This is a genomic window from Azoarcus sp. L1K30 (assembly GCF_018122735.1).
Lineage (GTDB): Bacteria > Pseudomonadota > Gammaproteobacteria > Burkholderiales > Rhodocyclaceae > Parazoarcus.
The window spans coordinates 4,495,318-4,508,389 of record NZ_JAGRRD010000001.1 but is presented as its reverse complement, the minus strand read 5'-3'; the positions used below and the strand labels follow the sequence as shown (position 1 = coordinate 4,508,389).

12 protein-coding genes and 1 riboswitch are annotated in these 13,072 nt (G+C 61.1%); of the genes, 3 read left to right on the top strand and 9 right to left on the bottom strand.

Features of this window, described 5'->3' with window-relative positions; all coding sequences use genetic code 11:
• Window positions 1-8 precede the first annotated feature (8 nt).
• From J5J83_RS20770 to J5J83_RS20740, 7 genes are all read right to left on the bottom strand, one after another.
• Complete coding sequence (locus J5J83_RS20770) at window positions 9-872, bottom strand: XrtA system polysaccharide deacetylase (protein WP_212351911.1); 864 nt, start codon at window positions 870-872, stop codon at window positions 9-11.
• Window positions 873-884: 12 nt separating this feature from the next.
• Window positions 885-2,054 (bottom strand): UDP-N-acetylglucosamine 2-epimerase (non-hydrolyzing), encoded by a 1,170-nt coding sequence (gene wecB / locus J5J83_RS20765; RefSeq protein WP_212351910.1) that lies wholly within the window; start codon window positions 2,052-2,054, stop codon window positions 885-887.
• Window positions 2,051-3,124, bottom strand: a complete 1,074-nt coding sequence (locus J5J83_RS20760) for an XrtA/PEP-CTERM system-associated ATPase (RefSeq protein WP_212351909.1) — start codon at window positions 3,122-3,124, stop codon at window positions 2,051-2,053. Before J5J83_RS20760 ends, wecB begins: the two co-directional genes overlap by 4 nt.
• 11 nt (window positions 3,125-3,135) lie before the next feature.
• Window positions 3,136-4,689 carry a TIGR03016 family PEP-CTERM system-associated outer membrane protein gene (locus J5J83_RS20755; protein WP_249115807.1) on the bottom strand — a complete coding sequence of 518 codons (1,554 nt, stop codon included), beginning with the start codon at window positions 4,687-4,689 and terminating at the stop codon, window positions 3,136-3,138.
• Window positions 4,652-5,608 (bottom strand): XrtA-associated tyrosine autokinase, encoded by a 957-nt coding sequence (locus J5J83_RS20750; RefSeq protein WP_212351908.1) that lies wholly within the window; start codon window positions 5,606-5,608, stop codon window positions 4,652-4,654. The genes J5J83_RS20755 and J5J83_RS20750 overlap by 38 nt, the downstream gene beginning before the upstream one ends.
• Window positions 5,609-5,620: 12 nt before the next feature.
• Complete coding sequence (locus J5J83_RS20745; RefSeq protein ID WP_212351907.1) at window positions 5,621-7,165, bottom strand: XrtA system polysaccharide chain length determinant; 1,545 nt, start codon at window positions 7,163-7,165, stop codon at window positions 5,621-5,623.
• Between the two features lie 72 nt (window positions 7,166-7,237).
• Window positions 7,238-7,867: an XrtA/PEP-CTERM system exopolysaccharide export protein gene (locus J5J83_RS20740; protein WP_212351906.1), complete on the bottom strand. Its 630-nt coding sequence runs from the start codon at window positions 7,865-7,867 to the stop codon at window positions 7,238-7,240.
• Window positions 7,868-8,072: 205 nt separating this feature from the next.
• On the opposite strand from J5J83_RS20740, the gene J5J83_RS20735 reads away from it, so the two are divergent.
• Window positions 8,073-8,849 carry a long-chain N-acyl amino acid synthase gene (locus tag J5J83_RS20735; RefSeq protein ID WP_212351904.1) on the top strand — a complete coding sequence of 259 codons (777 nt, stop codon included), beginning with the start codon at window positions 8,073-8,075 and terminating at the stop codon, window positions 8,847-8,849.
• A gap of 25 nt (window positions 8,850-8,874) precedes the next feature.
• On the opposite strand, the gene J5J83_RS20730 is transcribed toward J5J83_RS20735, so the two are convergent.
• Together J5J83_RS20730 and J5J83_RS20725 are read right to left on the bottom strand one after the other, a co-directional pair.
• Complete coding sequence (locus J5J83_RS20730) at window positions 8,875-10,194, bottom strand: DUF1302 family protein (protein WP_212351902.1); 1,320 nt, start codon at window positions 10,192-10,194, stop codon at window positions 8,875-8,877.
• Between the two features lie 9 nt (window positions 10,195-10,203).
• The gene (locus J5J83_RS20725; RefSeq protein WP_212351900.1) at window positions 10,204-10,953 is read right to left on the bottom strand and encodes an ABC transporter ATP-binding protein; all 750 of its coding nucleotides are present in this window, start codon (window positions 10,951-10,953) and stop codon (window positions 10,204-10,206) included.
• 43 nt (window positions 10,954-10,996) lie between these two features.
• On the opposite strand from J5J83_RS20725, the gene J5J83_RS20720 reads away from it, so the two are divergent.
• Both J5J83_RS20720 and thiD read left to right on the top strand, forming a co-directional pair.
• Window positions 10,997-11,791: an outer membrane lipoprotein-sorting protein gene (locus J5J83_RS20720; protein WP_212351898.1), complete on the top strand. Its 795-nt coding sequence runs from the start codon at window positions 10,997-10,999 to the stop codon at window positions 11,789-11,791.
• A gap of 167 nt (window positions 11,792-11,958) precedes the next feature.
• Window positions 11,959-12,058, top strand: a riboswitch (TPP riboswitch).
• Window positions 12,051-12,914 (top strand): bifunctional hydroxymethylpyrimidine kinase/phosphomethylpyrimidine kinase, encoded by an 864-nt coding sequence (thiD, locus tag J5J83_RS20715; RefSeq protein ID WP_212351896.1) that lies wholly within the window; start codon window positions 12,051-12,053, stop codon window positions 12,912-12,914. Its footprint overlaps the riboswitch before it by 8 nt.
• The last annotated feature ends 158 nt before the right edge of the window (window positions 12,915-13,072 follow it).

Sequence of the window (13,072 nt, the reverse complement as noted above, 5' to 3'; positions counted from 1 at the left end):
AAGTATTGTCAGACGGCATCGCGAAACACGTCGTCTGCGCGTCCCCACTGGAAATCGGCCAGCAACCGCTTGAGTCGCTGCTCCGTTCGCGCCAGGTTCACATAGTGGCGAAAACGCGTCTTGGCGGAAGCGTCCGCAACACGTGGCTGCGCGGGATCGACCTCCCAGGGGTGAAAATAGAAGATCGCCGGGCGCCCATCATCGTGATTGACCTTAGCAATCTGCCAACGCGACACGGAATAGGGCAGCAGACGAAAATAGCCGCCACCTCCAGCGGGCCAGTTGCGGCCAAGCCAGCGCATGGTGGTGACCGGAATCTCCATCAGCCCCGACGCCAGAAGATACGGAAAGCGCGGCGCGTCCGGAATGCCGTAGTGATCATGCTTCACCGGATAGACGCTTGAACTGTAGACATAGCCCGCTTGAGAAATCGTGTCATGAGCCCATAGATTGGCCAGCCCGATTGAAAAGCTGGGCGCGCGGTAGCCGGTGACCACCTGTCCCGAAATGTCTTCCAGCACGGCTTTCGCCAACACGATATCGGCCAGGAACGCCTTCGGCGTCATCGCGCTTGCACGCTCGTGGCTATAGCCGTGGCTGGCAATCTCGTGACCATCACCCACGATACGGCGAACCACTTGGGGATAACGATCGGCAACCCATCCCAAGGTGAAGAAAGTCGCTTTGGCACCCGCTTGATCCAGCATCTCGAGAATCAGGTCGACATTGCGCTCGACACGGCATGGCACGGTATCCCACGCGTTGCGGGGGAAGTGCGGCGCTAGCGCCGAGACCTGAAAGTAGTCCTCTACGTCGATCGTCAACGCATTGGTAATCGGCGACGCCGTCGCATTTGTGAGCGAGTGCTTCATGTTCGTCCCTGCTCAGGTCTCTACGGCCTGCGCGGCTTCATGCTCAAGAAGCCATGCGGACAGATGGGAAGCAATCCGATCCGCCGTCTTGCCATCCCAATTCTCGGGCACGCATCCGGCCTTGCCATGGCCCGCCAGCACGTTATCCGCTGCGGCAATCACGGCCCGCGGGTCGATGCCTACCAGCGTGTTGGTGCCCTGCTCAACGGTAATGGGGCGCTCGGTATTCTCCCGAATCGTGAGGCAAGGCACACCCAGAGCCGTCGTTTCCTCCTGTATCCCGCCCGAATCGGTCAAGACCATCGTCGCATCGGACATCAGCCCCAGCATCTCGAGGTAGCCCTGCGGCGGCAAGATCAGGAATCCGGGCGTATCAAGACGATCAAGCATGCCGAAGCGCTCGAGACTCGACCGCGTGCGCGGGTGCAGCGCGAAGATCAGCGGCAGCTTCGTACCGATCTGTCGCAAGGCGTCGATAAGCGGGCCAAGCGTCCGGACATCGTCCACGTTGGAGGGACGATGCAGGGTCACGACGCCGTAACCACCGGCAATGCGCTGCGGATCGAGCCCGGCTGCGGCGAGCAATTCGGCCGCCGGAACAGCCTTGGCAAGGCTGGCCCGCAAACTGTCGATCATGACGTTGCCGACGAACACTGCCCGCCCTGCGGGAATCCCTTCACGCTCGAGGTTGGCATGCGCAGTGCGCTCGGTCGTGTAGAGAACGTCGGAAATCTGATCCGTTAGGATACGGTTGATTTCTTCCGGCATACGGCGATCATTGCTGCGCAGACCGGACTCGACATGCACAACCGGGATATGCCTTTTCGCCGCAACCAGCGCACAGGCAAGCGTCGAATTGACGTCGCCCACCACCAGCACGGCACGAGCGCCGTATTGTTCGATGATCGGTTCGAAGCGCTTCATCACCTCTGCCGTCTGCACGGCATGCGTCCCCGACCCCACCGCCAGATTGACATCAGGATCTGGAAGCTCCAGATCCGTAAAAAGCCGATCCTTCATTGCGGGGTCGTAGTGTTGTCCGGTATGAACCAGCAGCGTACGAATCGGTGGCGAATGGGACGCAAAAGCGCGAATGATCGGTGCAACCTTCATGTAATTCGGACGTGCGCCAACGACGCAAATGACGGGCGCGAGCGGGCCTTCAGGCAGCTTGTCGTTCATGCCTGCGAGTCTCCGGATGGTGGGTCGCGACGAACCGCATGCAGGATCTGGTTGAGGACATTCAGCGTCGCGGACACCGAGTGCTCGAGCCCTACCAGGCGAGCCTCCAGCCGCCGAATGTCCGTCTGTGCGGGAAGACCTGCCACGGTCTCACGCAATGCGTCGCTGACCTGCAAGCGGTCGAGCGCGAGCGCGGACACATCCACGACTCCTCCACACTCGGTCGGCCCGCCAGCAGTCGGATATACGCGCCGTGTGGCGAACTCTTCCTTCAGCTCATCGATCACCTCACGCACGTCATGCTCGCCAATACTGTGACGATCCGCGAGAAAGGCGCCGAGCAGCAAGCGGTCACACATGGTATTGATCCGACGCGGAATACCGCCGGTGTAGCCGTAGACCGCCCCGAACGCCTCGCTATCAAAAATGGGATCGTCGCTCCAACCCACATGGCGCAAGCGGTGCTCGATATACGACCTGGTTTCTTCAGAATCGAGCGGACCGAGGTGGTAGGACGCAATGACCCGCTGACGCAGTTGCTGCATTTCGGCGCCCTGCATGATGTCGCGAAACTCGGGCTGGCCGATAAGGAAACTCTGCAACAGCGCGTGATCCTCGAGCTGAAAGTTCGACAGCATGCGCAGCTCCTCCACCGCTGCAGGCGCGAGATTCTGCGCCTCGTCTACGATCAGCAGTGCGCGCTTGCCCGCGGCTGCGGTCTGAACCAGGAAAGTCTCCAGCGCAAGCAGAAGCCCGGCCTTGTCCAGCGAGCGATTGGGCAAACCAAATGCTGTCGCTACAAGATGCAGGATTTCGCTGGCGTCGATCTGCGTACTGACGAGGTTCGCGGCGACGACCTTCTCGGGGTCGAGTTTCTCGAGCAGACTGCGAACGATGGTTGTCTTGCCGGCGCCGATCTCGCCGGTGATGACGATGAAACCTTCGCTTTGGTGCAGCCCGTACTCAAGATAGGCCATCGCCCGGCGATGACCACGACTGCCGAAGAAAAACGCGGGATCGGGGTTGAGCTGGAAAGGTTTGCCGCGAAACTTGAAGTAAGACTCGTACATCGAAGGCCCGATCAGAAAGTCATGCCGAGACTGGCCGTCACTGCGTTCTCGGTGAAGTCGCTCAAGGCGGAACTGCCATCCGATCTCTGGTAGCGATATGCCAGTCCCGCGTTTGTCCGTGCACCGAGCTGGGTCGTTACACCAACGGTTGCCGTGGTCCGTCTGGTGTCCAGCCCCGTACCCGAGGCCCCCTGTGAGCGCGACCGCGTCACAGCAGTATTCAGCGACGAGGTGCCGGACAACTTATGGTTGAACGATAAGGTCACGGAACTGGTTTTCACCGTGTCGGACAGCGCAAAGTCATCCTGCGCCGAAAGCCCGGTCAATGAACTGAGCCGCGCGCGGTCGGTGCGCATGAAAGACATCGAGAACGAATTGCGTACTCCGATCAGCGAGAACGCGCCGCGCAGTGATTTCGACAGGAAATGAGCGTTCGACACCACCTCGCCCGTACCCCCAGTAGCAGGGTAGCCAAGCAGCAAGCGGACAAACGCCTCCCGCTGCGCACTGTCAGGCAGCGCCGCGATCATCGCCGGATCGTTGTAGAACGCCAGGAACAACGGGTCCTGGAAAATCCCGCCGCTCAACGTCTGCAGCGACGAGGAAATGTCTCTCACGTAGCTCAGATCCCAGGTTGACCGCTGTGCGCGATGTTTCAAACTGAAATTGTACCCGCGTCCGAAGATGCGCTCCTCGGTCGTGCCGGAAATGGACGTTCGTTCAGTCGGGTTCCAGTCGAATCCGCCGCCGTAAATGCTCCCGCCCTCACGCTGGGCAGACGCGTAGTCATTTGACTCGTGCCCCCCGATAGCCCGCATCCGGAACTGCGGCGTCACGTTCATGTAAAGCGTTGCTCGCGCCGTCTCCTGGGTGACATTGCGGGTAGTCGAATCGTCGTACTCCGACGTATTCTGGCTGTAGTCCAGCCCCCAGCCCAACAGGCTGCCAGCCGCCGGATCACTGAGCTGCGCGGTCAGCAAGCCCTGTCTTTGGTCGCTCACCTGCGAGCTGCCGGAACTCAACCAGGTTGAGCGATAACGCACGGTACCGCGTGCATTGTCACCGAGGCGGAACTCCAGCCGGGGGCCGAGCGACCATGTCCTCGTCTCGTTTGTGGCGGCGACACTCAAGTTGTCGTTGCCACTTCGCCCCGAGAATGACGAAAGGTTGTTGCGACTGATGTTCGCCGCAAGTTCGACGAACAGCATGTTCTCCGCCGCCTCGATTTCACCCTGCCCCTGCAGGTCGACGTAGGACGTATTGCGGCTGGCATCGCTTGCATACATAACATTGCGCAGTCGCGCATTGAGTGTCCCGCTAAAGCGCCCGCTATCGCGAGAGAGTGCCAGGCCGGGTGACACCTCGGCAATCCAGTCCGACTCCTTTGCGCTGGATGCATCCACGTTGTCGGTCCATGTGAGTTGCGTCTGCAACGACGGGGTCAGGACGACACCCTGAGCAAACGCGCCACATGAGCCGGCCACCCCAAGCACAATCGCCAACAGTCTTGTCGGCACCGCGCATCGGTCAGGCTGCTTCAGAACGGGCTTCCGCACCATAGCCATACCCATATCCATAGTAGGAACCCGCCGCATCTTCGCGGGACTTGTTCAGTACCATCAGCTTCACCGGACAATTCTCGATCGTCGCCAGCGCCTGCTTGACCGTTCCATGGGTCGTATTGCCAGCCTCTACCACGATCACGACCTGCCCCATGTGCGTTGCCAGCACACGCGCCTCGGTCGTCACCAACAGTGGCGGAGAATCGAACACGATGATCCGGTCTGGATAACGGTTCGCGATTTGCTCGAGCAACCGGTTCATCGACTCCGACGCGAGCATCTCGGTCGCGCGCGGGTGGGGCATGCCGGCAGGCAGGATGGACAGCTTTTCGATATTGGTCCGAAGCAGGACATCGCCAAGATTGGACACCTCACCCGACAGCACGTCCATCAACCCGCGCTCAGGCGGCAGGCCGAGGCGATTGAGCACGGACGGACGTGAGACGTCCGCATCAACCAGCAGTACCGTGTAATCGAGTTCCATCGCCATCGAGACCGCAAGATTGATTGCGGTAAACGACTTCCCTTCACCAGGCATCGCGCTGGTCACCATGATCAGGCTGCCATTGTCGATCGCGGTCGGGCCGGTGGCTGTAGCATTGCTGAGCAAGGGGCGCTTGATCAGGCGAAACTCCTCTGCAATGGCAGCGCGCGGCAGATCTGGCGTCACCATGCCCATCGCGCCAAGGCGCACCAGATCGATATCGACCTGCCGTGAAACGGCCGGATTGGGCGTTGGCATCGGATCGGCAAGTGGCACCGAAGACGAACTCTCGCGCTGACGGACTGGCACCTCGGCAGCCGCCGGCTTTGCCGCGGGCACGTCCGCAACGGGCGGCCTCTGCTTGTCCTCGGCAATATTGTCGGCGCCCGCCTGCTTCAGGGCGTCCAGGCGCTGTACTGCTTTTTCGATCAGACTCATCGGGTTATCCGCTTATCCCTGAATGAAGTTCAAGACGACCGTCGCCACCGCAATCGCCCCGACGAACCCCGCAAGGCCGGTGCCGAACGCAAACAGACCGCGCACCCTGGCCTTGCGCCGCTCCGGTGTCGACAACATCGAAACCGTCCCCAGAACCGGCAACCCCGTCACTTCGCGCAGACTCCGGCCATCTGTAAAGGATGGTTTGAGCTGGCTGATCAGGAAAGTCAGCGCCAGTCCCACCGCCAGTCCCGCCATACCAGCCATGGGCATCAGGAGCAGGCGATTGGGCGCCGATGGCTTGACTGGAAGACTGGGCGGATCGATCAGCCTGAACTCCGCGATCCCCGACTGATTGTCCATCTCCACCGCGATGTTCGCCGATTCGCGACGCGCGACGAGGCTGTCATAGTTGGCCTTGTGAACTGCGTAGTCGCGATTGAGCTGCGTCATCTCGGCCTCAAGTTCAGGCAACATCTTTGCCGCACTCTGCAGCTGTGCAAGTCTCGCCTCGTACTCGCTGACCCGTGCCTTCATCGACGCCACCCGAGACTCGGACTCGGCCAGCGACAGTTTCATCTGCTGGAAAACAGGGTTGGAATTGAGTGATCCGAACTGCGCGGGTCCCGCTTTGCGTCTCGCCTCGATTTCAGCCAGCTTTTGCTGCTCAAGTTGCTCGATCACACGACGCGCGCCGATCACATCGGGATGCTGATCGGTGAAACGCTGCATCATGTCGTCCAAATTGCGCTTGAGTGCGTCGATGCGGCCATCGATCTCCGGGATCGAAACATTCGACGCGTTCGGCGTGGGCGGAAGAAGCACCGGATCTTCTCCGACGAGTTGCCGCTTCATCGAATCGCGAGAGTTCTCGGCTTCGCGCAGCTCCAGGCGCGCTTGCGCAAGCTGTTGATTAAGTTGCGCTATCTGTGTCACGTAGTCGCGTGCGCCATCCCCGAGCAAGGCCATGTTCTTGAGACGGAACTCCTTGAGCCGGTTCTCCGCATCGACCAGCTTTTGCTCGTAGTTCTTGATCTGCTCCTCGATGAAGCGGCGCGCAGTGTCCGTATCCTGCCGCTTTCCCCCCAGCCCCGACTCAACGAAGAGAGACACAAGCGCCTGCACGATTCGCTGCGCACGCTCTGCCTGCTCGTCCGAATAGGCCAGTGTAAACAGGTTGTCACGCCCGGTCCCGCGGATCTGCAAACCTCTGGTCAAGGTCTCGATCAAGGCTTCACGCTGACTGGCTGATCGTACGCCCAGATCCAGATCCGCCATCGTGATCAGTTTTTCGACGTTAGGCCGACTGATCAAGGTGCGACTCAGGATAGCAATCTGCTGGTCGACGTTGGGCTGCACTGCCAGGCCCGACATCAGGGGCCGAAGGATGGACTGTGTGTCGACGAATACGCGTGCCGACGACTCATACTTGTCGGGCATGGTATAGATCACCACGCCGCCGACAATACCGACAATCCACGCAAGCGCCAGCCCCCACCAGCGGAAGCGCCACATGCCACGCAGGTAACCGACGAGTTGTCTTACGAGTTCTTCCATGGATCAATCTTGGTCGCGCCCAAGCGTGCGCCCCGAATGGACGACACGCCGGACTGGATGAATGGGAAAGAATCAGAACCAGCTTTGCGGAACAATGAGTACATCACCCGGACGCATCTCGACGTTCGCCGAAACGTCACCGCGCTTGATCAGATCCTTGATCCGGACGCTGTACTGCTTGTTGCCTTCGCTCGTGCGCAGGATCGTCGCACTGTTACCGTCGGCGAACTCGGTGATGCCTCCCACGGCGATCATCACGTCAAGCAGGGTCATCTTCTGCTTGTAGGCAAGAATCTGCGGCTTGGCTGCTTCACCAACGACCCGGATCTGCTCGCTGTACGGCCCGACGAAGCTGGTCACGATCACGGTAACCACCGGCTCGCGAATGAACTTGGACAACGCCTTCTCGATATCGCGCGCAAGCGTGGTGGAGTCCTTGCCCATCGCCGGCAGATCCTCGACCAACGGTGTCGTGATCTTGCCGTCGGGACGGACCGGCACCGACATCGACAGCTCAGGATTGCGCCACACAACGATATTGACCGTATCACCGGCACCGATGACATAGCTGTACTCGGCATCGGCAGCGGACATCGGCGCGGGTGGAAAGGACGACGCGCAGCCGCCAAGCAATCCGGCAAGAAGCGCCAGCCCCAGAAATCGACGGTACCCCGCCCACGCGATGAAAGCTTGTTTGATCATGTTCAACCCACCCCTGTTTCGGAACGACGCCTATGATACGCCCGGAAAACTACCCACATGCTACGAAGATACGATAGACAGCCCGAAGGAACAATTACACAATTGATTACAGCAAGTGAAAGCGATGATGACTAAAGTCGCATGCTTTGGTAGAAACGCTTTTCCAACCAACATTTTCCAGCCAGGACGCGCAGCACACCCACGTATGAATCTACGTAGCCAACTGCAGCCCGACTCCGCTCGCCACGATGCCAGTCAGGCGCTGCCTGGGCAGGCTGACGAAAATGCGGATCAATCGTTACTCGCCTCGGACGCAGGCGGCGAGTTTGCCATGATTCGGGATGGATATCACATCCGCTGCTCAAATGGCTTCACCGGCCTGCAGCCGCACATCACAGCACTGATAGAGCGCATGTACCAGACGCGGGGTCTGCACGTCTACCATCCCGAGCTCGAGCACACCGAGTTCCAGACCACGATCGCAGCATGTCGTGGCGACCACTTCTTCGCCACCCTCACTCTCGGCCTCGACTCCCCGACCGGATTGATGGCCGACACGCTCTACCATCCCGAAATCGAAGCTGCCCGACAGTCCGGCGGCCGCGTGTGTGAGGTGACGCGCATGGCGATGGACCCCGAACACAACTCCGCCGAAGTCATGGCCGACCTGTTCCAGATGGTCTACGTACTGGCCCGCCTGATCTACCGGAAGACCGATCTGTTCATCGAGGTGCACCCGCGCCACGCTGGGTTCTACCGCCGCATGCTGGGCTACCGCGTGGTCGGAGAGGAGCGCATCTGCCCACGGGTGGGCGCACCGGCCATACTCATGCACATGTCGCAGCACGAAGTCGATGAGCTTCTGGCCGAACATGCTGGAAAAGCGGCGGCGGCGACCCGCAGCCTGTATCGACTGTTTGCGCCTCCGGCGCAGATGCTCGCACTACAGAAACAGTTGACCCAGCAACTGCTGCGGCGCTAGGCCGCAGCAGTTGCTGGCGCGCTACTCAGAACCAGCGCCGGACTTCGAAGTACACCCTGTCGCTGTCGTCGAAACGCCCGAACAGGGCCGTATGGCGCCCTTCGAAGTAATCGACACCCATCAGCGCACGCCATTCCGGGGCAAACTTCCAGGTCAGTTTCGGTCGCAGCATAAAATCGCGCCGAATCAGGCTGGATGCGGCAAGAAACTCGAATTCGAACTCGCTGCCGAATGTATGTACAGCCTGGAAGGTCGCGCCAGGCTCGTTGCGCTCGACCAGCATCCCGTCTGCGTGGTTGAAATGCAGGCGCTCGAAGTACTGCACATTGAAGCGCCAATCGCTTCCGACCGGCACATCGACGCCGACGGCGTAATCCAGGGTATCGGACTTTCTCAAGCCAAACGGCGCATTAGGATCAAGCGAAATAAAGCGGCGTCCGCTCGCATGCACGACCTCGCCCTTGAGCACGAACGGCCCCATGTCCTTGCTGAATGTTCCGCCGAACTGGCGAATCCGATCATGGCGCAATTCATACGCCGGCGCAAAGGACACACGATACAGGGAGGGCTCGACGTTCCGGCTGTCGTAGTAGAAGGCCGACAGATCCCACCCGTCAATCAACCTGGATGCACGCAAGCCCCAGTTGCCGTCTCGCCCATCCTGGTCGGGCTTCTTTTCAACGACCGCGACGCCACTGGGAACGAGTTGCGCAGGATAGGGATAGAAATCCGCGCCGGGCTTGCCGATGCGGTCATAGCTGGCAACCGGTACCCACAGCAGTTCGAAATGAGTGTCGGCGCCAAAATACTCGGCACGCGCCGCCCACTGCGGAATTCTCAGCGACTCGAATTCGGGCAGCAGGAACTCGCGCAGGTCGCGCGCGGATACAACATCGGCAAAGAAGAAACCGACCATCTCGCCCCACACGACCTGCTGGCGGCCGAACCGGAATTCCCAGTCTCCCGCGGGAAGGTCGAGATAGGCTTCCCGCAGCACGGCGTCGGTGCGCTGATCGCGCCGCACGGCATCGGGATAGAAATCACCCTCGAGGTTCTGCGCGGCATCGGCTTCGAGCCGGCCGGTGACCCGCCACTTCATCCCGCCACCCGCATTGCCGTTGGCAGACAATTCGGTGCGCGCACGCAGCTTCGACCAGTGTCCTTTGGCCGCTGTCGTGTACGCACCACTGAATTCGGCATAACCTCCCAGAGCGATACCACTGCCGGATGCCGGCGCCGAGGCGCCGATATCGAACAAGGCATCCAGCTCGGGGTCATCCCCCGCGGCCGCCAGTGTGCTCGCCGCGCACGCCGCCGCTACCAGCATTCCCTTCACTACTCGCATTCCCTGCTCCTAGACTTCCGGATCTTCTTCTCCCTGGGGGCGCTTGTCCTGCACGAACACCCAGCGCCCTTCCGCACGCATCCCGAGCGCAACGATCTGGCCATCCGCAATCCGGACAAGACGGTCGGCCATGTTCATGACCTTGCGGTCATGGGTCGAAAACACGAAGGTGGTGCCATACTTGCGATTGATATCCTTCATCAGGCGCAGGATGCTCGCACCGGTCTTGCTGTCGAGATTTGCCGTCGGCTCGTCGGCTAGCACCATCTTCGAATGCGTCGCCAGTGCCCGCGCAATCGCCACCCGCTGCCGCTGCCCGCCGGAGAGCTGGTTCGGACGATGGTCGGCGTACTTCGTCAGTCCGACCATGCCCAGATAATGCGCCACACGCTCCTTGCGCTCGGCCTTGCCCAGCTCCGGCAACTGCAGCAGCGGATACTCGACGTTTTCCTCTGCTGAGAGCACCGGCAGCAGATTGAAGGTCTGAAAAATGAACCCGAGCGTCCGCGCCCTGACGTCGGCAAGTTGGTCGGGCGTCTGGCCGGACACATCGTGGCCGTTTATGATCACCCTGCCAGTGCTCGGGGTGTCGATGCAGCCGATAATATTGAGCAGGGTCGACTTGCCGCTGCCCGACGGACCGGCAATGGCAAGAAAGACCCCGGGCTCGATCGCGAGCGAGATGTCGTCCAAGGCTTGAACATCCTGATCGCCAAGACGATAGTGCTTGCTGACATTTTCGACTCGAACAAGCGGCATGGCATCGCCACACAGTTATGAAAACGCCAAGAGGATACCACTCATGACCCATCCCTTCCGCTCCCGCCGGAAATTCCTTGGCATGCTCGCCACATCGCTGATGACCCCTGCGCTCCTCGGAACGGCGGTCGCCGCCGACGAGAGCCCCCCGGCAGAGGTCGTTGATGAGGCCGCAGTCCGGATCGTGGCCAAGGCAGACGAGATCCGCTTCCCGCGCGACAGCTTCCAGACCGAAATCGAAGTGCAGAATTTCAGCGACGGCCAGGCGGGCGAATCGCGCACTTTCCGCATTCTGTCGCGCGGCAACGAGAACACCATCGTGCTGACACTGGAGCCGGCCTCCGAGCGTGGCCAGGCGCTGCTGATGCGCGGTCGCGACCTGTGGATATTCATGCCCAGCGTATCGCAGCCGGTACGACTGTCGCTCGCGCAACGCCTGACGGGCCAGGTATCGAACGGCGACCTCGCACGTGCAAACTTCACTGGCGACTACACCCCGAGACTGACGGGCACCGAAACGCTGGACGGCGTGTCGACGCATGTACTCGAACTTACGGCGGTTGATCGCGGCGTCACCTACGCCAAGGTCAAGTACTGGGTCGCGGAAAAGGACGGGCGTCCGCTCAAGGCTGAGTTCTACGCCCTTTCCGGCCGTCTGCTCAAGACCTGTCGTTACGAGGCGTTCAAGGAACTCGCCGGCCGCATCCGCCCCACCCGACTGGTCATGGAAGATGCGCTGAAGAAGGGCGAAATCTCCGTCCTGAGCTACTCAAACATGGTGCTGAAAGACCTCCCGGAGCGCATTTTCACACGCGAGTACCTGCGCCGCCTCGGTTAAGGTCTGCGCGCGCATGCCGGTTCGTCCGATGACGCCGGCGGCTGTGCATCTTGCCGGCGCCGGGTGCGGGTGCGGGTGAGGAAAATGTTTGATCGTCACTCGACCCTGGCCACGCCGGAACACGGCGACACATCCCTTGTCACGCACCGCTTCATCCAGTATCGTCCATCTGCCGTTGGGGGTGCCCGCACACTCGGTGCGTGCTGAGAGAGACCCTTCGAACCTGACCCGGCTTGTACCGGCGTAGGGAAACGCAAGCATGAAGCCATCACCTGTTCACTCGAGTACCGTTCCGAACGTTGTTTCCATCGCCGGCGTCGATCCGTCCGGCGGCGCTGGTGTGCTCGCCGATCTGAAGACCTTTTCCGCGCTGGGCGCCTATGGCTGCGCCGTGGTCGCTGCCCTGACTGCACAGAATACGCAAGCAGTGACCGGCGTCCACGTTCCGCCGATCGACTTCCTGCGCCTGCAGATCGACACCCTGTTTGCCGATGTGACCCTGCACGCGACCAAGATCGGCATGCTCGGTAGTGCCGAGGTCACCGCTGCAGTCGCTGATCGGCTCGCCCATTGGCGCGCAGACAATGTCGTGCTGGACCCGGTTATGGTCGCAAAAAGTGGCGACTCGCTGCTCGCGAAAAGCGCCATCACTATGATGCGCGATGCACTTTTTCCGCAAGCCTTCATGATCACCCCCAATCTGCCCGAAGCCGGCGTGCTGCTCGAGCAGCGTGCCCCCGAGTCGGTCAAGGAAATGTATCGCGCCGCCGAGCGCCTGCGCGAACTGCTGCCATTGTCGAGCGAGCGCTGGGTGCTGCTCAAGGGCGGGCATCTGCCCGGCAACGATCTGACAGACCTGCTGTTCGACGGCGACCGGATGGTTGAACTGCCTGCACCGCGTGTCGAGACCAGGAACACCCACGGCACCGGCTGTACGCTGTCGTCGGCCATTGCTGCGCTGCTGCCTCGCCAGGCGGGCGGCTTCCGGCCGGTGGAGTCCGCCGTCCGTCAGGCGCGGCAGTGGCTTCTTGGTGCGATTGCGCATTCAGGCGAGCTGGCTGTCGGTCGCGGACACGGACCCGTGCACCATTTTCACGCCATGTGGCCACACGCCGGCGCGTGATGCCTGCGCCGCCGGCAGCCCGCCTACCAATAACAACCTGCCGGACGCGTACTTCCACGCCGGCCCACGAACCCACCCCCTCAGGAGACAAACCATGAACGCCAGCGACAAATTCATCGCCTCGAGCGCCCACGTCGACGAAGCTGCCATCGCCCCGC